Source organism: Longitalea arenae (assembly GCF_016924755.1).
GTDB lineage: Bacteria > Bacteroidota > Bacteroidia > Chitinophagales > Chitinophagaceae > Niastella > Niastella arenae.
Map to the genome: position 1 here is coordinate 525,131 of NZ_JAFFJX010000002.1, position 21,250 is coordinate 546,380.

General features: G+C 45.0%; 21 protein-coding genes. 5 read left to right on the plus strand and 16 right to left on the minus strand.

Going from position 1 to position 21,250, the window contains the following annotated elements; genetic code table 11:
* Positions 1 to 98: 98 nt before the first annotated feature.
* Positions 99 to 626, plus strand: coding sequence for a hypothetical protein (locus JT717_RS07090; protein WP_205509501.1), 528 nt, complete (start codon positions 99 to 101; stop codon positions 624 to 626).
* 15 nt (positions 627 to 641) lie between these two features.
* Here JT717_RS07090 and JT717_RS07095 read toward each other — a convergent pair whose 3' ends face one another.
* From JT717_RS07095 to rsfS, 7 genes are all read right to left on the minus strand, one after another.
* On the minus strand, positions 642 to 1,742 hold the full coding sequence (locus JT717_RS07095) for a mechanosensitive ion channel family protein (RefSeq protein ID WP_205509502.1): 1,101 nt from the start codon (positions 1,740 to 1,742) through the stop codon (positions 642 to 644).
* 90 nt (positions 1,743 to 1,832) lie between these two features.
* Positions 1,833 to 2,660: a hypothetical protein gene (locus tag JT717_RS07100; RefSeq protein ID WP_205509503.1), complete on the minus strand. Its 828-nt coding sequence runs from the start codon at positions 2,658 to 2,660 to the stop codon at positions 1,833 to 1,835.
* A complete protein-coding gene (locus JT717_RS07105) occupies positions 2,660 to 3,439 on the minus strand; it encodes a UDP-2,3-diacylglucosamine diphosphatase (protein WP_205509504.1) in 780 nt (259 codons plus the stop codon). Before JT717_RS07105 ends, JT717_RS07100 begins: the two co-directional genes overlap by 1 nt.
* A gap of 163 nt (positions 3,440 to 3,602) precedes the next feature.
* A complete protein-coding gene (locus JT717_RS07110; protein WP_205509505.1) occupies positions 3,603 to 4,028 on the minus strand; it encodes a gamma-glutamylcyclotransferase family protein in 426 nt (141 codons plus the stop codon).
* Positions 4,029 to 4,102: 74 nt separating this feature from the next.
* On the minus strand, positions 4,103 to 4,738 hold the full coding sequence (locus tag JT717_RS07115) for a LutC/YkgG family protein (protein ID WP_205509506.1): 636 nt from the start codon (positions 4,736 to 4,738) through the stop codon (positions 4,103 to 4,105).
* A gap of 5 nt (positions 4,739 to 4,743) precedes the next feature.
* Positions 4,744 to 6,804 carry an ATP-dependent zinc metalloprotease FtsH gene (gene ftsH / locus JT717_RS07120; protein WP_205509507.1) on the minus strand — a complete coding sequence of 687 codons (2,061 nt, stop codon included), beginning with the start codon at positions 6,802 to 6,804 and terminating at the stop codon, positions 4,744 to 4,746.
* A gap of 136 nt (positions 6,805 to 6,940) precedes the next feature.
* Positions 6,941 to 7,342: a ribosome silencing factor gene (gene rsfS, locus JT717_RS07125; RefSeq protein WP_205509508.1), complete on the minus strand. Its 402-nt coding sequence runs from the start codon at positions 7,340 to 7,342 to the stop codon at positions 6,941 to 6,943.
* Positions 7,343 to 7,535: 193 nt separating this feature from the next.
* Between rsfS and JT717_RS07130 the strand changes: the two genes are divergently transcribed.
* Complete coding sequence (locus JT717_RS07130) at positions 7,536 to 8,294, plus strand: biotin--[acetyl-CoA-carboxylase] ligase (RefSeq protein WP_240347875.1); 759 nt, start codon at positions 7,536 to 7,538, stop codon at positions 8,292 to 8,294.
* Positions 8,295 to 8,386: 92 nt separating this feature from the next.
* Here the strand turns inward: JT717_RS07130 and JT717_RS07135 are convergent, their stop codons facing one another.
* Genes JT717_RS07135 through JT717_RS07150 form a run of 4 tightly spaced genes read right to left on the minus strand, consistent with a single transcriptional unit; the run spans position 8,387 to position 10,708 of the window.
* Positions 8,387 to 9,277: a DUF5777 family beta-barrel protein gene (locus tag JT717_RS07135; RefSeq protein WP_205509509.1), complete on the minus strand. Its 891-nt coding sequence runs from the start codon at positions 9,275 to 9,277 to the stop codon at positions 8,387 to 8,389.
* 34 nt (positions 9,278 to 9,311) lie between these two features.
* Positions 9,312 to 9,878 carry a YceI family protein gene (locus tag JT717_RS07140; RefSeq protein ID WP_205509510.1) on the minus strand — a complete coding sequence of 189 codons (567 nt, stop codon included), beginning with the start codon at positions 9,876 to 9,878 and terminating at the stop codon, positions 9,312 to 9,314.
* A gap of 28 nt (positions 9,879 to 9,906) precedes the next feature.
* Positions 9,907 to 10,350 (minus strand): OB-fold protein, encoded by a 444-nt coding sequence (locus tag JT717_RS07145; protein WP_205509511.1) that lies wholly within the window; start codon positions 10,348 to 10,350, stop codon positions 9,907 to 9,909.
* Between the two features lie 13 nt (positions 10,351 to 10,363).
* Complete coding sequence (locus JT717_RS07150) at positions 10,364 to 10,708, minus strand: hypothetical protein (protein ID WP_205509512.1); 345 nt, start codon at positions 10,706 to 10,708, stop codon at positions 10,364 to 10,366.
* A 733-nt stretch (positions 10,709 to 11,441) separates the two neighbouring features.
* On the opposite strand from JT717_RS07150, the gene JT717_RS07155 reads away from it, so the two are divergent.
* Positions 11,442 to 12,659 (plus strand): ROK family transcriptional regulator, encoded by a 1,218-nt coding sequence (locus JT717_RS07155; RefSeq protein WP_205509513.1) that lies wholly within the window; start codon positions 11,442 to 11,444, stop codon positions 12,657 to 12,659.
* A gap of 130 nt (positions 12,660 to 12,789) precedes the next feature.
* Here JT717_RS07155 and bcp read toward each other — a convergent pair whose 3' ends face one another.
* Both bcp and JT717_RS07165 read right to left on the minus strand, forming a co-directional pair.
* Positions 12,790 to 13,251: a thioredoxin-dependent thiol peroxidase gene (bcp, locus tag JT717_RS07160; protein WP_205509514.1), complete on the minus strand. Its 462-nt coding sequence runs from the start codon at positions 13,249 to 13,251 to the stop codon at positions 12,790 to 12,792.
* Between the two features lie 12 nt (positions 13,252 to 13,263).
* Entirely contained in the window at positions 13,264 to 14,970 is a 1,707-nt protein-coding gene (locus JT717_RS07165; protein WP_205509515.1) for a M23 family metallopeptidase, read from the minus strand.
* Between the two features lie 369 nt (positions 14,971 to 15,339).
* On the opposite strand from JT717_RS07165, the gene JT717_RS07170 reads away from it, so the two are divergent.
* Positions 15,340 to 15,555: a hypothetical protein gene (locus JT717_RS07170; protein WP_205509516.1), complete on the plus strand. Its 216-nt coding sequence runs from the start codon at positions 15,340 to 15,342 to the stop codon at positions 15,553 to 15,555.
* 563 nt (positions 15,556 to 16,118) lie between these two features.
* The gene (gene carB, locus JT717_RS07175) at positions 16,119 to 18,941 is read left to right on the plus strand and encodes a carbamoyl-phosphate synthase large subunit (protein WP_205509517.1); all 2,823 of its coding nucleotides are present in this window, start codon (positions 16,119 to 16,121) and stop codon (positions 18,939 to 18,941) included.
* A 98-nt stretch (positions 18,942 to 19,039) separates the two neighbouring features.
* Here carB and JT717_RS07180 read toward each other — a convergent pair whose 3' ends face one another.
* The 3 genes from JT717_RS07180 to JT717_RS07190 form a co-directional block, all read right to left on the minus strand.
* Positions 19,040 to 19,696, minus strand: coding sequence for a response regulator transcription factor (locus tag JT717_RS07180; protein WP_205509518.1), 657 nt, complete (start codon positions 19,694 to 19,696; stop codon positions 19,040 to 19,042).
* Entirely contained in the window at positions 19,686 to 20,492 is an 807-nt protein-coding gene (locus JT717_RS07185; protein ID WP_205509519.1) for a sensor histidine kinase, read from the minus strand. The genes JT717_RS07180 and JT717_RS07185 overlap by 11 nt, the downstream gene beginning before the upstream one ends.
* An 87-nt stretch (positions 20,493 to 20,579) precedes the next feature.
* Entirely contained in the window at positions 20,580 to 21,245 is a 666-nt protein-coding gene (locus tag JT717_RS07190) for a hypothetical protein (RefSeq protein ID WP_205509520.1), read from the minus strand.
* Positions 21,246 to 21,250 lie beyond the last annotated feature (5 nt).

A 21,250-nucleotide genomic window follows, 5' to 3' on the forward strand; every position in this document is an offset into this window, starting at 1 on the left:
CATTATGTAACTGGTACTCTTTGGTACTGCTTTGGTGCGGAAAGTTTTATTTCACTTGTTTGAAAAATCTGTAAATTCCATGTAACAATTCTACTCCTATGTGGAAATATATGTCCATAGCTCTTTGCCTCATCTCTCAGTATCACACGCATGCACAAACTGTAAATGAAAGCAGCTTAACCGGCAACTGGTATGTGGTTCGCTGGGAAACAACCGATCGCCTGCTCGATTTTCAGGATACGCTCGCCAGCCTTAAATACATGGTAGAAAATTTTAAACAGAAGAACAAACTGCAGGCAGTTCTAAGAGAAGACAGTTTACGCATCCGCCATGAATTGAGAAAAGTAATGTCTATAGCAGACGCCATTCGCTTTAATTTATTATTGAATAAAGACAAATCCTTCGTCTGGAGCGGCAATGGCCAAAACAGTGCCCAGTTCAAAGGCACCTATTCCCTGGGCGCCAGCAATCAAACATTGGTGTTAACTTCTTTCGATGGGCTTACCAAAGCTTATCGTACCATGGTTCTAAAAGTGCATGCGCTGCAGCCCACTTCAATGACGATAGAGATCCCTTCTGATGAACCGGGTTTCAAACAAAGCAAGTTTACCCTCAAAAAGATCTAAGAAAGCAGTTGACCATTACACGATCTGTTTGGTTTCTACCTTGCCGCTGTCTTCTTTGGTGGCCAGCTTGATATTCATGTCTTCCATGAGATTGATGAGTGATAAATTCACCTGTTGGCGCAGCTCATTAAAATCAGCTACAGGAATGGGCGCAGTAAAGAACTCAACGTGAATGATAAACGCATTCTTAAGAATATCTGAAAGGAATACGGTATTACTTTCTATATGCTCTTTTCTTTGGCTCAATATATTCTTGACCCGTTGTACGAACTGGTTCACCACATCGTGTGGCGTTTCGGCATGCAGCTCCAACTGAACAAATGCCCGCCGCTGGGTACGCAGGGATAAATTGTCGAGGATGCTGTCTACCATTTGTTTATTAGGCACCGTAACATAAGTTTTGTGATCGGTGCGAATGCGTGTGCTCCTCAATCCTATACGTTCTACAGTGCCGGTAATATCATGCACTTTTACCTGGTCGCCCATCGTAAATGGCCTGTCGAAAAATATAATGAAAGAAGCGATCAGGTTTTCCAGGCTTTCGCGGGTAGCCAGCGCAATGGCAGCTGTTGCGATACTTAGCCCGGTCAACAAATTACTGATATTGTAATGGAAGGCAAACTTGAGGATCAGCAGGATGCCAAAGATCACCAGTACTACTTTAAAGAAGTCTTTAAAGAACACGACCAGCTGGTTATCGGCCGGGTCGGCTGTTTGATCGGCACGATGGTGCAAGATCATAGCAATAAAATCCATGATGCGAAGCAAGAGCCATATAAATACAATGATCAATATGATAACCGAAATGGCATCTACAAACTCACGTACATTGGCTTTATAAATAACCACATTCAGTATCCGCGGAAAAGTAAGTTTGTCCAGCGCAATGATACTCGTTAATACCAGCAGGAACACTTCGAGGGGAGAAACAACCAGTTTAATAAACGATTTTTTATCAACGCCACGTACTCCGCGCTTTATAATGGCAAACAATAAACCCGCTACATACCGTGATAGTAAGCGCTTCAATAAAAAGATCAGCAATAAAGTACCGGCTACTATGAGATAGCTTCTAATCGTATTGTCAAGAAAAATCTTATCTAAAAAAGATCCCATTCTAAAAGATTCAGTGGCTTTGAACTTTTCAAAGTTATAAACTTTAAAAAAGTAAGGTCTATAAAAAAGTTTAAATCTAATGTTAAGCGATCATCGATAGGAAAACACTTCGAGCCGGTGCGCACGCAACACATACAGGTTACCCGGTGTGATCTTAATTTTTTGTGCATCCTGCATCCCAACAGGGATCGGATAGTTCTGCAAATTCAGTGTACCCGGCTCATATCGATACAACATATCAGCATCTCTGCCATACATGGCATTACCGATCACCGTAAAATCTGTCCAGCCTTTCAACTGAATACGGTTCTTGAATGCACCGTAATAATCGAACATATAAACGCCTTTCAATGAATCGTATATATATACCAACCGGTTCTGATCAACGATGAATTGCGGAGAAGGCGCCGTATCTACGATTAATCTGAAATCGGTTGTTTGATCGATCACGCGGCCATCTTCCCCTACCCGTTTTAATTTGCTCTCCAGCTCGTCATACACCCAGATATTATTATCATATGCCTGCCCAATGGCATTTACCTGGAACAACTGTTGTTTTCGAAGATCGATGGTTGCCCGCGTGTTCAAAAACCGGTCCAAAACAACGATGGTACCAAAGTCGCGGTAGTATAACAACACGCGTAGCGGATTGGTAACATCCATTAAATACAGTTTTCCATATTGCCGAATATTGTTGAATACGGCAATGGAATCACCTGCAGGGCCCATCTTCTTTATTTGCCCTGTATTATTTAAGATATAAAGGTTGCCCAGGTTATCAACCGTAAAATCGGTGATCTGCTCACCGGCGAGTCTATTGAACCTGAAAAAAGTGTCCACAGCAGGCGCAACGCTTTGTGCACTGCCATGTATATAGCAATAAATAAATACGATCAATATAATACCACGGCGAACCACTAATAACGAATGATTTTGCTTTCCAGGTCAGGATAACGGGTACAGAGGGATAAATGTTGTCCATCAAAAACAGCATACGTATAATACCGGATCCAGTCGCCCAGGTTGATATACCGGCTGCCGCCTTTTAAAGAGAAATCGATAGGCAGATGCCGGTGCCCAAACACCAGGTAATCATAGTACTGTTCTTTCAGAATGTCTTTGCAATAGGTAATAAGCCACTCCCCTTCTTCCCCATAAAATTTGTCATCGGCTGAGCCTGTTACAGTGCGGCTTCTCCGGCTGAGGTAATTGGCCAATCCCATGCCGATATAGGGGGGTAATATACCGAATAACCACTGGCAAACCGGACTGCGGAAGATCTTCTTCATGAATTTATATCCATGATCTCCGGGCCCTAATCCATCACCATGGCCTATCCAGAATTTTTTATGATTGAATTCAAAAGCGCGGGGTTCAAAATAAACCGGAATATTCAGCTCCTGCTGAAAATAGTTCTTCATCCACATATCGTGGTTGCCTACAAAGAAATGAATGGGAATGCCAGAATCGGTTATTTCACCAAGCTTGCCCAGTAAGCGTACATATCCGCGGGGTACTACCGTACGGTATTCGTACCAGAAATCGAACATATCGCCCACGATAAATATGACAGCAGCATCTTTCCTGATCTCTTCCAGGAATGCAACAATGCGCTTTTCGCGATCCAGGCTCGATGCATGGTCCGGAACGCCTAAGTGAAAGTCGGAAAGGAAGTATATCTTTTTATCGGGATTCAATTTTTTTTAAGTTCTGCGTTTTCGGTTTTTTGGGTAGGTTACCGTCACCGGTTACCCGTTTCCAGTTAAGGTTATAAGTTCCGGTTTAGAGGCCTTCATGTTTCAGCGCACTTTCACTGTATTTCACTATCACAACTTGTCCTGCTCTGCAGGGTTATCACATTCACTTGCCAATTTTCATCTTATACGCAACATAGTCACCCGATTCAATACGCGGCCGGTTGGTGATCGGTCTGTTGTACCAGTACATCCACGCAACAACGGTCGTATTCTTGAAGAATACATGAACCGGTTCCCTTCTGAACAAAGGCACTTCGCCGGGCTCCACGATCAGGCCCTCGTAATCATCGATCACTTCCATGGCCTGCTCAAACTCTTCTATGTTTGCAATATGGTATACTTCGCCAATGATCAAATGGTCTTCGGTACAGGGAATAGCACCCGGATACTGGCCCATGTCATACAGGTTACCCTGAATAGCGCCCATTCCATCAAATACGAAATACCGGGTTATATGTGATAAAATGGGATTGAGCAGCCCGCTTCTGAGCGAGCCATAAACAAATAGCCGGTAAATGTTCGATTGCATGCGTCGTAAAGCGTGAAACGTAAAACGGCAAACGATCGATTCAATCTGTTTGCCGCCTTATACCTCACAATTATTTATTGATCTACAAGAAATACATATACTTCTTTGGGACCATGCACTCCTACTACCAGCATTTTTTCAATATCGGCGGTGCGGCTCGGACCTGTTGCAAAAGTGATCAACGAAGGAAGATTACCAGCGTATTTTTCCCTGGCTTTTGCCAATGCATCTTTTACATCGTATACCAGCTGACTGGCATGGCCTATACAAATGTGCACAGGGGCATATACGCTGACTGTACGGCCACTTTCCTGGGCAGCCGTCATTACGATACTACCGGTGCGGGCTACCAGCCATTCGCAGCTGGTGATGGCAGTATCGCAGGTTGACAGGTCGTTGTAGGAGTAATTATTGAATTGATTTTCTGCCAGTGTTTTCCGCAAGCCTTCCTCTTTACAGAATATTTTATCCCACTTGTTGCTGGCGATCACCTGGTTCAGCTGGCTGGCAAGCTCTTTGTAATTTTCACAAAAAACGAATTTCCCCTGCAGTTTGGTAAAACGCTCGGCAAATTCAAGTCCCAGGTCCTGGGTTGAAGGTTGATATACAGAATTGTTGCCTTCACTTTGCGGAAAAGGGAGAGGCGTTGAGTTACCCAACGCCTTTCTTATTTTTTTTAAAATATTTTCTTTAGCCGGAGAAACGTTCATACTATTTATGTAGCTGGATGATTGGTTACATTACTGTCGTAAGGAGGCACTCCTTCGCTGATGGCGCCTTCTGTATGGCCTTCCCCATCAACATCGAGTGTTTTTTTATCGGTGAAGGGCCGCTTACCGATCAGCGCCTCAACATCACTTTGGAACAATACTTCTTTTTCGAGCAGGGCTTCGGCCAGTTTTTCTACCTGTACCTTTTTCTCGGTAAGTAATTGTTTTGTCTTTTCATACGCCTCATCGATCAGCTTACGTACCTCTTCATCTATCAGTTTGGAAGTTTCCTCAGAATATGGTTTGGTAAATGAATTCTCCTGGGCAGGATCGTAAAAACTTACATTACCCACTTTTTCATTCATACCATATATGGTAACCATCGAATAGGCTATCCGGGTGATCTGCTGCAGGTCGTTCTGTGCGCCGGTTGAGATCTTATGGAAGAAAATATCTTCACTGGCGCGGCCTCCCAATGTCATACAGATCTGGTCCATTAGCTGATCGGTATTGTACAGGTACTGCTCTTTCGGCGTATACTGTGCATACCCTAAGGCGGCAACGCCTCGTGGTACGATCGTTACCTTCAGCAATGGATACGCATGCTCCAGGAACCAGCCGCAAATGGCGTGACCGGCTTCATGGTAAGCAATGATGCGTTTCTCGTCGGGAGAAATGATCTTGTTCTTCTTTTCCAAACCACCGATCACGCGGTCAACGGCATCCTGGAAGTCGTCCATTTCCACGGATTGTTTGCCTTTACGGGCGGCAATCAGGGCGGCTTCATTACATACGTTGGCGATGTCGGCGCCGGCAAAACCCGGTGTTTGTTCTGCGAGCTTATGAATATCTACTTTTTCAGAGATCTTGATCGGTTTCAGGTGCACTTTGAAGATGTGCTCACGGCCTTTCAGATCGGGTTTATCGATAGAGATCTGCCGGTCGAAACGGCCGGGGCGCAGCAATGCGCTGTCCAGCACATCGGGCCGGTTGGTGGCAGCCAGTACGATGATCCCGCTTTCGCCGCTGAAACCATCCATTTCAACCAGTAACTGGTTCAAGGTGCTTTCCCTTTCGTCGTTGCTCATGATCGCATTTTTACCGCGTGCACGGCCAATAGCATCAATTTCATCGATAAAAATGATACAGGGCGATTTTTCACGGGCCTGTTTGAACAGGTCACGAACACGGCTGGCGCCTACCCCAACGAACAGTTCCACAAAATCACTACCACTCATGCTGAAGAAAGGAACCTGAGCTTCACCGGCCATGGCTTTTGCCAGCAGGGTTTTACCGGTTCCCGGAGGACCTACCAGCAATGCCCCTTTAGGTATTTTACCGCCGAGCGAAGTGTATTTTTTGGGATTCTTTAAAAAGTCAACGATCTCCATAACCTCTACCTTGGCTTCATCGAGACCAGCCACATCGGCAAAGGTGATGTTCACTTTAGTGCCTTTATCGAACAGGGTAGCTCTCGATTTCCCGATATTGAAGATACCGCCGGGACCACTGCCGCCGGAAGCACCACCACCCATTTTTCGCATTAACATTACCCAGATCAGCACTATTACTACAAGGGGTAATAAGAATTGAATGATAGAACCGAACCACTCTCCTTCCTGTATTGGAATATTTGGTACCCGGTTTAGTTCTGGATGTTTATCGAAATATGCATTCAGTTCTTTGTTGAAATCGTCGGCCTTTATAACCTTGAATTCAAAATGAGGCCCTTTATCACCAACACTTGTCCAGTTGTTTTTTGAAAGCTGGTCTTTGTACTTTTCTAACCGGTCCTTCTTTATAAAAACGCGAACTGTATTTTTATTGGTAACTGTATTAAGCTTGTCTACATCCCCATTATCCAACATTTTGTAAAATTCCAGGTCGGTAATGGTTTTAGCATCCGGAGCAAAGGAACCAAATAACTGAAAGCCTACTAAAACAGCGAAAATGATTGCCCAAACCCAGTAAATATTGAATTTAGGACCTTTACGCTGGCCACCGTCGTCGCGGGGACGTAAGCGAGGGAAGTTGCGGTCGTTCTGTCTTGACTCGTCCTGTGACATATATTGTTGCTTGTCCTTGGTTTTTCTATTTAATATAATTAATGATCGATGGCCTCCAATTGTTCGCCTAAAAAGCTGTTAGTTAATGATTATTTCGCACAAAGCCGCATTTTAACATTAATTTTTGCAGAGGAGTTTAATATTCTTCGCCTTCAGCATCGTTCCACATTTCTTCCAGCTTATAGAATTTGCGGGTTTCAGGTTGCATAACGTGTACTACGACATTAACATAATCGATTAGTACCCAGTGAGCTGTCTGGTGTCCTTCACTATGATAGGGGGTTTCTTGCACTGTTTTTTTAACATGTTCCTCCACAAAGTCAGCAATGGCTTTAACCTGTGTAGTGCTGCTGGCTTCGCAGATAATAAAAAAGTCGGCAACAGCTTCGGGAATTTTACGCAGATCCAACGAAACGATATTGTCTCCTTTCTTTTCCTTTATGGCGTGAATGATTGCTTTAAAAATCTTAGAATTTTTTGTTAACCTGGCTACACTTTTTCGCTTACGACGGGTAGCTAACAATGAAACTTGTTCCAATAATCCTGTGTTTTAATGATCAATTGTGTTTATTCTTTCGGTAGTGAGGAGGCTGTTTTCAGACTCGATCTTCCCTGACCAGGGAAAGTGACTACAGGTATTTAAAATACGAATAAATCCGCTTATAACAACATTCTCTCCTAAACGCTCATCGGTAATTCCTAATTTCGCACATCCCAAAAATAATAATCTTTTGTCACATCCTGGTCACAGAAGCCCCATTGGTCACTCTTATATAATATTATCAACTATAGACAGCACCAACAACTATGCCATGCGGCAAATACAAGCCGGATTGGCAACTCATGGCACTGCCTGGTTCGCCCTTGAACAAACTGCCGGTAAAGGACAGCGCGGAAAAAGCTGGTTAACAACCCCTAATCAAAACATTATGCTGAGCGTGGTAATTACTCCCGGCTTATTGCCTTCCCGCCAGTTTTGCCTGTCTGCAACAGTGGCCCTCGCCTGTTATGACTTTTATAAAAAATATGCCGGGGAAGAAACCCGCATCAAATGGCCCAATGATCTGTATTGGCGTGACAGAAAGGCAGGAGGTATTCTGATAGAAAATGTGTTCCGTGGGTCAGATTGGCTATACGCCGTAGTAGGTGTTGGTATTAATCTCAACCAGGTTGTTTTTGACCCGGCCCTGCCCAACCCGGTTTCATTGAAGCAGATCACAGGCAGGGATTTTGACCCCTCTGAGATGGGAAAGGAATTGTGCCTTGCCCTGGAAAACCGCTACCAGCTGCTGCAGGCGGGAGAAACCGCTGCCATTATGCAGGAATATCAGCAAGTGTTATACAAAATCCATCAGCCGGTTACGTTGAAAAAAGGCGCCGTTTTATTTGAAACCACGATTACGGGTGTTTCCGATAATGGGCAGCTGCTTACAAAGGATGTTATTGATCGCAGCTTTGATTTTGGCGAGGTTGAGTTCCTGATTCGATAATTAGCTAATATGCGAATGAAAGATCCGGAGTTTGCTCCGGATCTTTCTATTGGCCAGGGTTCTAACTATTAGCACAGCATCACATTAAAACACTAGTGTTTTTTCCCTACCTGGAATACCCGCGACAGGTTGAATCCAAACCGGATATCTCCTTTCCAGAAATCGTCATACGTGCCGGTAAGGAATGCTTTTTCATTCATGCCGGTGCTGTTACTAAAGTGTAACTGAAATACGTGGCCGCCGGTTTCAATGTCGAACCCCACTGATAACGGATCTTTCGTTCCAGGTTCGCGCCCCGAAAGAATAGGGTGATAATCTACCACAAAAGCCGTGCGCTTCGAGAGTTTCAACCGGCCGCCGATACCCAACGCCCAGGTATTATTTTCATCATCGGCATTGGTAACCAGGTTCCGGTGCACAAAAATGGGGCTCAGCTGCAGGCTGAAAGCATTGCTGAACTTGCGGCCAATGATCACTTCGTGATAGTAGGCAACGCGGGAAGAGAACTTGTTCTTCCGGGTAGTATCTGCCCAGGGCATGGTATGAACCGTAACACCCGATACCCAAATTACTGAAACGGGCGAACCGCCATTAACGCTCTGGCGTATGGGCCGCCACTTCACAAAACCGTCCAGCTCTTTATTAAGCGTGCTTCTGCCTGCTCCTACCGTTAAATTGCTGGTGATTCCGTAATCCAATCCTATTCGCATACTCGCCTGGTCTAAACCAAAGAGTTCTTTTGCGCCGTCATTGATCAGGCCAAAGCGGTGCAGGATACGCACGTCAAGCACGCCTTTGCCCAAAAGCTCCATCGACTGGCCATTAATTACGCGAGTCGATTTGAAGGCAGCAGCAGCCCATGCAGGTTCAGTACCTTTTGATGAATCAACCAGCTTTAGCAGGTCCTGGTCCTGTGCTTTTATAACATTGCCCGTTAACAAACTAACACAGGCAAAAAATAAGATCCGGGTTATTGTAGTCATATCTTGGGTGGTTATTTGAATTGTTAGTGGTTGCTTAACTCTTTAAGGGATCCAGGGTGCAGTTTACGGTAATGGTCACCGTATTCGACATATTCTCTTTCACGAGATTGGGAATGGAGATATTATAATCCGACATCAGTATGGTAAATACCGAATTGGCCACCAGTTTACCGTTCTTCACATTGATCTTTCCATCTGCTTCCACGTCTTTGGTTTGTCCGTGCAGGGTTAGTTTACCTTTCACATGCGCTTTGTATTCGCCGTCTTTGGTATAGGCGATATCGCTGTTGTTCACTACCTGCCCGCGGAACTCCGCTTTCGGATATTTATCACTCTCTACATAATTTTCATTGAAGTGTTCCTGCATCAATGCTTTTTTGAATTCAAATCCTTTCATCAGAACGGCAAACTGCAAGGCACCGGTCCTGGAGTCGAGCACACAGGTAACGCTGCGGTGATTGGCCTGGATAGTTTCAATATTGCCTTTTGATACAAAACCTATTGACCCGCTTTTGGTGAAGTATTTGTCTTGCGCCAAGAGCGGGGCGGTAACCAATAAGAAACTGAAAGCAATGATGCCTTTCCTTATCCGTTGATTCATTGTAACAATATTTGGTTTTTATGAATGGCTACTCGGAAATAACGCAGCGGTTCAGTTGAACGTCTGAACCCAGCAGCCCGGTTTCATCTTTTGAAAAGCCGGTGATGGCGCCCTTAATGGTTATCAGCGCCCCGCGTTGCAAAGAAGCTGTTTTTGAATGGGCGCTACTATCCAACACACACCGAACGCCCGACAGATCGGTTGAATCGCCCAATACGATGGTACCTGCACCTTCCCCGGATTCAATATTTTTTATCACTCCCTTTACGGCCAGTATCCTGTTCAGGTATTTTTTATTGGCCGAATCTTCGTTACTGATGAATTCATTGATCAGTGCGGTGGCATTTACTGAATAATCGGCGCGCACATCATGGAGCCCCTTCACCGTTCTGTTATATTGATACCATCCATAAGTGGCGAGGGCCAGTATAACAACTACTATACCACCAATGATTATCCTCTTTTTACTCATGAAAAAATGTTCTTTAATTGTTAGGAGCGCCTGCATCTACCCAGCAGCGGATGGCTTTTATCTGGCTTTCGGTAAGCGTGCGATCCTTGGGCATAAAACGTGAAACGACCGCCGATTTTATTTCTCCCGCAACATTTTTAATTTGTGCATATGAGGTGAGGGCGCCTGGACCGTTCGAACTTCCTGGTGCATGACAATCGGGAATAGCGCAATTGGTTTCAATTATAGGGTTTACAACTGCTGCAAACGATGGCGTAGGACCATCACAGCTGTTACCATATAAGATCTCTTCTTTATCATTTACACATCCCAAAAACAAGATTGTACCGGTTAAAACGACCGTTATTTTTTTTATCATAGTAAACAATTAATTCAGCTTTGGTACCTGCCGAACCGCAAAGGATATTGTCAAATACACAATTGCATTTCTATACAGGGCATATCACAAATACTATGGAGTTGTACGATGAACCATAAGATTTGGTTGCCTGTACTCATTTTCATAGTTGTCTTAACCGCTACAACAAGCTTCAATACATGAAAAACCCTGTCCTTAAAAGGACAGGGTAACCAAACCCTAAAACTAAAAAATAACCCATATAGAAGCACGCCGTTATACAGCGTACTTACTTAGTTGGCAGCCGGAGCATGCTGAACGCCAAGCCCGGCCTTTATTATGTGCTGATGTATGTGTTGCTGTACATTTTAAACATAAGATGAACCACTGCCGCTATTGGAAATAAGAATTTGCGTCGTAAACAGCCTTTGCATACCATATCCCGACGAGGTATCCGCCTATCGTTGAAGACCTTTTACAAAGCGGTAGGCTAATCCGGGCGGAACAGGTAGTGATCCCTCTTGAGGTTATAAAATGCAATACGGCAAAGTAGGAAAGAGAGTTGCCCCGGTTCTTTTATTTGGCAGCAGCCATGTTCAGAATGGCTTGTGAAAGAAGCGTAATACAGCCAAAGAAAAATACCGGGAATGGGTCAAAATTGGTCAGGCGGACATTGTAACCGGCGTGCTTTTGTGAATTGCTTTAAAGTTCTGGTACTTAACAGTAAATTTGGTAAAAGTTTTACTAACTGTACATGACGGAAAAGAATCAATTGTATAGGAAAAAGATCATCAAGCATCTTTATTTTTCTAATATGCTTTCCTGCGCCGACCTGAGCGAGAAGATCAATAAAAGTTTACCGGTTACAACCAAAATGCTGGGAAAACTTATTGAAGAAGGCTGGGTGGTGGAAACCGGATTTGCTGCCTCCACCGGTGGCAGACGGGCCGTAATGTATTCACTAAAACCGGATGTTCTGTATATCGTATCGGTGGCCATGGACCAGTTGATCACCCGCATTGCCATTTTAAACATGCAAAACAGCCAGGTGACCGCTACGGAGATCTTTGAATTGCCATTACCACGAAACACCGGGGCTTTAGCCGCGCTTACTGAAAAGATCGATGAAGTGATAAACCGCTCGGGTATATGCAGGACCAACATAGCGGGCGTAGGTATTGGCATGCCTGGTTTTGTTGATGCGAATAAAGGGCAGAACTATACCTTTCTAGAGCCGGAACAAGGTACGGTTACACAATACATTTCAGCCAGGATAAAGCTGCCGGTATTTATTGATAACGACTCCCGGCTGATTGCGCTCGCCGAACTGATGTTCGGATCTGCCCGTGGTAAAAAAAATGCCATGGTCATAAACGTAGGCTGGGGCGTAGGGTTAGGTATGATATTGAATGGCGAACTGTTCAGAGGACACAATGGATTCGCCGGTGAATTCAGCCATATTCCCCTTTTTCTGAATAATAAATTATGCAGCTGCGGTAAAAGCGGCTGTCTTGAAACCGAAACTTCGCTGTTGGTAGTTATTGAAAAAGCCAACAAGGGGTTAAAAGATGGGAAAATCTCGCTGTTGAAAGAATTGTCAGCAGAGCATGCAGAAGAAGCATTTCAGGAAATTATAAAGGCGGCTGGCAAAGGCGACAAATTCGCTGTAGAAATATTATCTGAATCGGGTTATAATATAGGCAGGGGGGTGGCTATTTTAATCCATTTACTTAATCCGGAAGTGGTAATACTGAGTGGACGTGGTTCATCGGCTGGAAAAATATGGCAGGCCCCTATTCAACAGGCGTTGAACGAACATTGCATTCCCCGGCTGGCGTCCAATACCGAAATTGAGATCTCCTCCCTGGGTTACCAGGCTGAAATAACCGGTGCAGCCGCCCTGGTTATGGAAAATTTTGAAAGAAGCGATTTTAGAAAGGAACTGACCCAGCCAGGAGCTATAGCCAAGTAAGATCACGGTTTAGTAGAAACTGCTCTTAGCATTTGCCCATCGTAACGGTAGGTATAAAAGTTAATGGCTGATGAATTCAGCCATTGACACTAATCGTTTTGTTCACCTTAATTTATTGATATTAATTGGGTTATTTACCCGCCTCAACAATTTCCTCCGCATGCTGTTTATTCTTCGGGCGCAGAAATATTTTCGTAATTATGCCCTTTTCATTGATGACGAATGTAGTGCGATGAACGCCCATATATTTATTACCAAACATTTGCTTTTCGCCCCAGACCCCGTATTTATCAATGATCGTATGATCTGGATCTGCCAGCAAGATGAACGGCAGATGGAACTTGGTCTCAAACTTCTTATGGCTTTTTTCATCATTCGGACTAACACCTACCACTTCAAAGCCATTTTTCTTCAGTAATGCATAATTATCACGCAGATTGCAGGCCTGTACCGTGCAGGTTGGCGTATCGTCTTCCGGATAAAAATACAGTACTACTTTCTTTCCTTTAAATGCGCTAAGCGATACTTTCTTACCATTCTGATCCTTGCCGCTAAACGCAGGTGCTTTATCGCCCTCCTTTAATGTGATCATGCAAATGGATCTTTAGCGGGTAAAATTAAAGCTTCTTTCGGTCACATTGCCCGCTTCATCCTCTGCACGGATCAACAGCTCATGCGGGCCCGCCATACACTTTTCGTCAAAAAAATACAGGAAGGTTTTGCCCTTGTCATTCGTAAACCGCAGCCATTGGCCATCCAGTTCGGCACGAACGTTCTTAAACCTGTCTAAATTATCATTCACTGTAAATGCAATACGGGTCGCCTTGCTCAGGTTCGATCCATCGGTGAAACCAACAGGCGTGATCACAGGGGGCTGTGTATCCAAAACCAGCTGGTAATTCCCGAAATCCCTGAAGCGGGCCGAAGCCCAATCGCCCTGCCACTGCACTTTTTGCACATCTTCCTTGGTACCGGTAAACCACTGCATGACTGTGCGCGAGCGCTCAGCATCGCTTAGGGGCCGCGTTGGTTGTATGCGTACAAGCATCGAATCCCGCAAAGGAATATAGGGTGCTCCGATCGTATGGATGGATGAAACCACCTGGCTATTGGTATTTGCCGCTTTATTATACCGGATGTGCACTGAGTCGTATAAACAGCGTTCGCCAATGTAAAACTCACATTCCTGGCTTTCGTAGCCATCCATCATCAACGGGTAGAATTTTTTTCCTGACGGTTCCGCCGCTTTCACTTCAGCCCCATTGTATTGAACTTTGTAATTAAGCCTGCTGGTATTGCCGCTGGCATCTTTTACCTCAATGGAAACCGAATGTACAGCCCCGTCACTGATATCAATAGCCCCCTTATTCCGGTTATGCCGGTAGATCGCATTCGGATAGCCGGGCAACTCGGTTAAATGCTGCAGGTAGGGGCCGCCCTGGTGTTTGGTCTTATAATCAATATGTGCGTTCAGATCGCGGGTATCATTGTAACTGATATTATCCATTCTAAACCCGATCACCGGTTCTTCATCAACCAGTAACGTAGATTCATAAATACCGTTCAGGTTGGTAGATCCGGTTTGGGTGTCATAAGCGCCAATGGCAAAACTCACCAAAGGCGAAGAAACCGTAATTACCGTAGGGGTGGGCAGATAAGTAGTGGCTGAAATAGCTCTTAGAGGAAAGATCCGTGGAGATTGTTCATAAATGCTGCGCGTTCTGTCGTACACCGCCAACCGCAGCAGTTTTGGAGGAACATTATCAGCAACCGGAAATCCGAACAGAAAAGGATTCACATTTATGTCGCCGGCAGTACGCCTGATCTCAAAGTGAAGGTGTGGCGCTTGCGAGCCACCGGTATTACCGCTATAAGCCAGAAAATCTCCTTTTTTGACCGGAAAAAGGTCAGCAGGCAGTTCGAGTAAAACCTTCCACGATTGCTGCTGGTATTGCTGGTCTTTTACCCATTTTTCAAGCGTGGGATTGAATGTATTCAAATGTGCATACAATGTCGTAAATCCATTGGGGTGAGTTACGTAAATAGCGCGGCCAAAACCATAAGGTTCTATTTTAATACGGCTCACATATCCATCTGCCGCCGCATATACCGGCAGGTTCTCGCGGGCATTTGTTTTAATATCGAAACCCATGTGATAGTGGTTCGGCCGCAATTCGCCAAAATTCCCGGCTAACCGCATAGGAATTGCGAGGGGATTACGGAAATATCCCTGCGGATAAATGGCAGGGGGAAACAACTGGGCAACCAGGGTAGAGCTTTTCAACAACAATAGCAGTGTTACTATTCTCATGGGTTTTTGACTTAAATGATCACAAACAGTTTACAGCGCTTATCCCGGCAAAAACCGGGCTTTAAGGCTGCAAAACTAAGTGGTTGGTAATAACCGGTAAAATGTTATAAAAAATAAGTGTCATAAAAGGCAGCGCTTCGGCGCTGTGAAAACGTGCAGAAAATGCAATATTAAAAAAACATTAAGGAGGGTTACCTGCATTGTAAAACCAGAATAAAAAAGAAATGAGAACCTCCAGGTATTGTGATGTGTTAATATTTAAAAAATACCCACATAGTGGTACGATTTTTATAAACATTGGAACAGCATTTGGCGTATATATGTTGTCTTAAAAAGAATAGTATTCGATAATTCTACAAACTCGGTATTATGAAAACGCTCAGGAATAAGGTGATCTTGGTATTGGCTCTGTCGATCGGCACGATAGTAGGCATCTTCCGTGGAAATGAAGCTAAACAAAAATGGGTATTCCGTATCAAAAGTCGTTTTGATGAGAAACGTCAGATAGCCGAACAGAAAAAACTGGTACGGGGTGGCGGAGTTGCACTTGACGATATTGAGTTAGCCGCTTTTCACAACAACTGAATTAATATAAATTTCAGCCAGCAATTCGAAGCCTTTGCCGGATGGTAGAGGCTTTTTTGTTGCCTGAAAGGTAACAAGGCAGCGCTCAACGGCTTTAAAGGCAACGAGCCATTCTATTACTCGCGAATTTATTTCCTCTCTGTTACGTTGCCTTTCGTACTTCTACCTTTCGCGCTTCTAATGTCCCACTGTCAACTTTTCAACGCTTCACACTTACCACTTCGGGCTACTGACCGCTGGCTTCTGGCTTCCGGTTGAATTTTAACAAACGACCGTTCTAAATGATGAAGCGTACTAACGGTACTCCGTTTCTACCTCATTCTGACCCATTTGTCCACCTTGCACTATCTTAACTGCCAGAACAGGGCTGAGCCTCCCAGGTTCTCCCTGCCGGCCGCTGACATCCTGCATTCCGCTTCTTTTAAAAATAATCCGTAAAATTCCCCCCACTGCCTTACTTTTGCGCAATTTATCCCGCCGAAATCGCTGCAGAATTGCGGCAAAAACGGCCCAGGAGGAAGGTTCAACAAGGTTTAACTAAAAAAAATCGCTCTTTACTCAAAATGCCAAAAGACACTTCTATCAAGTCAGTACTGATTATCGGTTCAGGTCCCATTGTTATCGGCCAGGCGTGTGAATTTGATTATTCCGGTTCACAGGCGGCCCGTAGTATCCGGGAAGAAGGAATTAAAGTAATTCTCATCAACAGTAACCCTGCTACTATCATGACCGACCCTATGATGGCCGACCAGGTTTACCTGTTGCCACTGACGGTAGAGAGCATTGAGCAAATACTGGAAGAAAACCAGATTGATGCGGTGCTACCGACCATGGGGGGACAAACAGCCTTAAACCTGGCTAAAGAAGCTGCTGAACTCGGTGTGTGGGAAAAATACAACGTTCGAATGATCGGGGTTGATATTGACGCCATCGATACTGCAGAAGACCGCGAAAAATTCCGCCAGTTAATGTTCAAGATTGGCGTACCGGTCGCTCCTTCCAGAGTTGCTAACTCCCTGCTCGAAGGAAAGGAATTTGCACAGGAGATCGGTTTCCCGCTCGTAATTCGCCCTTCATTCACCCTGGGTGGAACAGGTGGCGGATTCGTGCATGACAAATCTGAGCTGGAAGCCGCACTCGACAGAGGTTTGAAGGCTTCTCCAATTCATGAAGTACTGGTGGAAAAAGCCGTATTGGGATGGAAAGAATATGAGCTGGAACTCCTGCGCGACAAAAATGACAACGTAGCCATCATCTGTACGGTTGAAAACCTTGATCCCATGGGCGTGCACACCGGCGACTCCATCACCGTAGCACCGGCCATGACATTAAGTGACACCGCCTTCCAGGATATGCGCAACAAAGCCATTCTCATGATGCGCAGCCTGGGTAATTTCGCCGGCGGTTGTAACGTACAGTTTGCATTGAATCCAGATACGGAAGAATTGATCTCCGTTGAGATCAATCCCCGCGTTAGCCGCTCATCGGCCCTGGCTTCCAAAGCCACCGGTTACCCCATTGCCAAGATAGCCGCCAAACTGGCGATCGGTTATACGCTCGACGAACTGAAAAACCAGATCACCAAAACCACTTCCGCTTATTTTGAGCCGGCGCTGGATTACGTGATCGTTAAGATGCCCCGCTGGAACTTTGATAAATTCAAAGGCGCCAACGATACCCTCGGCTTACAAATGAAAAGTGTGGGCGAGGTAATGGCCATCGGCAGAAGCTTCGGCGAAGCCATCCAGAAAGCCTGTCAAAGTTTGGAGAACAACGCAGTTGGTCTCGGCTATTACGGAAAAAGCCAGATGCATGCAGAAGAGCTGATCGAATATATAAAGACCCCGAAATGGGACCGCATTTTCCGCATAAAAGATGCGCTCATGGGTGGTGTTTCTGTGGGAACCATTGCCAAAGCCACCGGCATCGACCGCTGGTTCATCAATGAGATCAAAAAGATCGTTGACCTCGAGAAAGAGATCGCGAAATATAAAACAGCTACCCTGCCCGTCGAATTATTGAAGGAAGCCAAATTCCAGGGCTTTAGCGATGAGCAGATCTGCCGCATTATGCAGGATGGCAACGATGAAGAAATATATGCCAAAAGAAAAGCAGCCGGCATCACCCGCGTGTACAAGATGGTAGATACCTGCAGCGCCGAGTTTGAAGCCAAAACACCTTACTTCTACTCTACTTTCGAATCGGGCAATTACACGGAAAGCAAACCAAGCAACCGCAAAAAAGTGATCGTTCTCGGCTCCGGCCCCAACCGTATTGGCCAGGGTATCGAGTTTGACTATTGCTGCGTGCACGGCTTGCTCGCGCTGAAAGAATGCGGTTATGAGGCCATCATGATGAACTGTAACCCCGAAACCGTGTCTACCGACTTCGACATGGCCGATAAACTGTATTTTGAACCTGTATTCTGGGAGCACCTGTGGGAACTGATTGAACATGAAAAACCGGAAGGTGTAATTGTTCAGCTAGGCGGACAAACAGCCCTGAAACTGGCAGAAAGACTGACCAAGAAAGGCGTAAAGATCATAGGTACTTCTTTCGATAATATGGATATCGCCGAAGACCGCGGCCGTTTCAGCGATATGCTGAAAGAGCTGAATATTCCTTACCCCAACTATGGCACGGCCTACACCGTTGATGAAGCCGTTGAAGTGGCCAACAAAGTTGGCTACCCGGTGCTGGTGCGCCCCAGTTATGTACTGGGAGGGCAACGGATGCGGATCGTGATCAATGACGAAGAGGTGGAAAAAGCAGTAGTGAGCCTGCTGAAACACATCCCGGGCAATAAGATCCTGATCGATCACTTCCTCGATCGTTGCCAGGAGGCCGAAATAGACGCCATTTGCGACGGAGAAGAATTTCACGTAATGGGTGTCATGGAGCATATAGAACCCGCTGGGATCCATAGCGGTGATAGTAATGCCGTGTTACCACAGTTCAACCTCAGCCCGCTGATCGTTGAGACCATGGAAGAATACGCGCGTAAGATCGCCTTCAAATTAAATATCAAAGGCCTCATCAACATTCAGTTCGCCATTAAAGATGGCAAAGTGTATGTGATCGAAGCCAACCCAAGGGCATCGCGTACCACACCGTTTATTGCCAAGGCCTACCAGATCCCCTACCTGAATGTAGCTACCAAGATCATGTTGGGCGCCAATAAACTGCGCGACTTTAAATTCGTGAAACGCCTGAAGGGCTATGCGATCAAAGAGCCGGTGTTCAGCTTCGAAAAATTCCCTGGCGTTAGTAAAGAGCTGGGACCTGAAATGAAAAGTACCGGTGAAGCCATTCGCTTTATAAAAGACCTGCGCGATCCGTACTTCCGTCAGCTGTATAAAGACAGAAGTATGTATCTGAGTAAATAGTTAAGCAGTTAACAAGCAAAAGGGAGATACGGTTAAAAACCTTATCTCCCTTTCTATTTTAGATGCTGTGATATCCTGGTCAATTCGTGAACCTGCTCCTATATTTCCACCATGTTATGCTTGATGGCATAGATCACCAGTCCCACCCGCGTTTTCACACCCAGCTTTTCAAACAGGGAATTACGATAATCGTCTACTGTACGCGGGCTCACAAACATTTTGCCGGCGATATCCTTATAGGTTAATTCAGTACAAACCCATTTCAGGAATTCTTTTTCTTTTTCAGTAAGATGAACGGGTTCGTGCGGCTTATCCATGTCTTTATGCAGGCCGCTGATGATCTTACCGGATATTAGTTCTGACAGATAGAAGTCCTTGTGCAAGACGGAATCCAGCGCCATTTTCAATTCCTCGGGCTCTGCATTCTTCATGATATAACCTTTGGCACCCAGGCGCAGCATGCGAATGATGATATTCTCATCGCTGAACATAGAAAGGGCCAGTATCTTGACCTGTGGAAAGTTCTTGTATATCCACTTGGCCGTTTCATAGCCGTCAATATCAGGCATGTTTACATCCAGCAGAATAATGTCGGGGATAACATGCTTGTTAAGCTTTTCCTTCACATCCTGCCCGTTACTGGCTTCAAACAGCACTTTATAGCCTTCAAAAGAATTTATCAATCGCGCAAGCGCGTTTCGAAGTAAGGTGTGGTCATCAGCAACTGCTACCTGTATGTTTTTATTAACAGTCATTATCGGAATGGGGTAATGGCAACTGGATGGTAACTATGGTACCCTGCCCTGGTTCACTTTGCATATCAATATCTGCACCGATCAACTTTGCACGGTTGAAAATACTCTTTAATCCAACACCAGCCGCAGACGACGTGGAATTTTTCTTTTCCCTTACATTGAATCCAATGCCATCGTCGGTTATTTTCATTATAAACTTATCGTCAAGATAGGTAAGGTTTACCAGTATCTTTTTGGCTTTGGAATGTTTTAGAATGTTGTTCAGGTTTTCCTGGAAGATCCTGAATAATACGATCGATTTCTGATCGTCGAGGCTTTCCTCAATCCCTGAAATAGAGAACTCAATTTCCAGTAAGCCTGTCTTGTTTATATTTTCCAACTCAAAATGGATGGATTCCGCCAAACCGATCTGGGTTATGCGATCGGTATGGAGGCTTTTGGTCAGGTTGGCCAGATCGACCATTGCTTTATTCAAGACCTGGCGGGCGCCCTGCACCGGTTCCCAGGCCTCGTGTTTATCATCCATGGGTAATACAGCTAAAGACAATTTTACCACCGATAGCATCTGACCGATATTATCATGTAGCTCCTGGCCAATATTCTTAAAGGTCTCTTCCTGGATCTCCAGTTGTGATTTCAGTGCTTCCCGTTCATACTCCTCCTTCATGCGGTTGATCTCTAATTCCTGCCGGTGCTGCCTGCGCTGGTACAGGAATAGGATGGTAACAATAAAGCCTACCAGCATTACCGCCAGAATTGCACCAATTATGATTACAACGTATATCTCCGATTTCATATTAGGATCCTTGGAGCCAGCAATTTAGCATAAAGTTCAACGCTGTACGGGGGAAGCTCAGAGTTTTTATACCGGATTGAAATACCACTATAACAGCTTATGCGCTTTTTGCGACCGCCGGTAAAAACAGAATCCTATCACAAACATCGCATAGGCGATACAATACATTATCAGCAGAATAATATACAATATTTTTATTTCGAACGGAGTGGCATTCAACAGTAATGTCCAGGGCAGGATCAGCGGCATGGTACAGCAATAATAGAACAGGATGCTGCACGCGATCCAGAAGCCTGCTTTAAAAAAGGGATTTGTGTCGCCCGTGCCACGAAAGAGGGTAAAGAGATAATACCCGCTGAAAACCAACATCATTAAACCACCCATAAAATACACGCCTGAATTATAATAATTAATGCCCTGAATAAAAAAGATGAGCGGTATGGCCAGGAGCAGATACATGCCCGCAGCGTATATGATCCATTTTCTGATGGCAGATGTGCGCAGCAGCTGGTATAAGGTGAAACTGTAAAACAGGAACTCTATGATCAGAAATATATTACAGATAGCGTGGTCATTGCCGTATTTCCTCGACCAGTATTGTGCAAACCGCTCTTCCCCGAATTTAAGAAGCAGGAACCAGGGCAAATACCTGACATACAAAGCTGCCGGCTTGTTTTTATATACGGCCAATATGCCGGCGGCAAAACCAGTTAGTAAGATGATAAGATAGGTTTCAAATAAGAATGTGATCATGTGAT

Bases quoted from the DNA above. Each gene is read 5' to 3' on its own strand.
- carB (WP_205509517.1), top strand. From the start codon at position 16,119: ATGCCAAAAGACACTTCTATCAAGTCAGTACTGATTATCGGTTCAGGT.
- JT717_RS07150 (WP_205509512.1), bottom strand. From the start codon at position 10,708: ATGATAAAAAAAATAACGGTCGTTTTAACCGGTACAATCTTGTTTTTG.
- JT717_RS07185 (WP_205509519.1), bottom strand. From the start codon at position 20,492: ATGAAATCGGAGATATACGTTGTAATCATAATTGGTGCAATTCTGGCG.
- JT717_RS07155 (WP_205509513.1), top strand. From the start codon at position 11,442: ATGACGGAAAAGAATCAATTGTATAGGAAAAAGATCATCAAGCATCTT.
- JT717_RS07135 (WP_205509509.1), bottom strand. From the start codon at position 9,277: ATGACTACAATAACCCGGATCTTATTTTTTGCCTGTGTTAGTTTGTTA.
- JT717_RS07140 (WP_205509510.1), bottom strand. From the start codon at position 9,878: ATGAATCAACGGATAAGGAAAGGCATCATTGCTTTCAGTTTCTTATTG.
- JT717_RS07165 (WP_205509515.1), bottom strand. From the start codon at position 14,970: ATGAGAATAGTAACACTGCTATTGTTGTTGAAAAGCTCTACCCTGGTT.
- JT717_RS07170 (WP_205509516.1), top strand. From the start codon at position 15,340: ATGAAAACGCTCAGGAATAAGGTGATCTTGGTATTGGCTCTGTCGATC.
- JT717_RS07145 (WP_205509511.1), bottom strand. From the start codon at position 10,350: ATGAGTAAAAAGAGGATAATCATTGGTGGTATAGTAGTTGTTATACTG.
- JT717_RS07190 (WP_205509520.1), bottom strand. From the start codon at position 21,245: ATGATCACATTCTTATTTGAAACCTATCTTATCATCTTACTAACTGGT.
- JT717_RS07090 (WP_205509501.1), top strand. From the start codon at position 99: ATGTGGAAATATATGTCCATAGCTCTTTGCCTCATCTCTCAGTATCAC.
- ftsH (WP_205509507.1), bottom strand. From the start codon at position 6,804: ATGTCACAGGACGAGTCAAGACAGAACGACCGCAACTTCCCTCGCTTA.
- JT717_RS07115 (WP_205509506.1), bottom strand. From the start codon at position 4,738: ATGAACGTTTCTCCGGCTAAAGAAAATATTTTAAAAAAAATAAGAAAG.
- JT717_RS07095 (WP_205509502.1), bottom strand. From the start codon at position 1,742: ATGGGATCTTTTTTAGATAAGATTTTTCTTGACAATACGATTAGAAGC.
- JT717_RS07110 (WP_205509505.1), bottom strand. From the start codon at position 4,028: ATGCAATCGAACATTTACCGGCTATTTGTTTATGGCTCGCTCAGAAGC.
- JT717_RS07180 (WP_205509518.1), bottom strand. From the start codon at position 19,696: ATGACTGTTAATAAAAACATACAGGTAGCAGTTGCTGATGACCACACC.
- bcp (WP_205509514.1), bottom strand. From the start codon at position 13,251: ATGATCACATTAAAGGAGGGCGATAAAGCACCTGCGTTTAGCGGCAAG.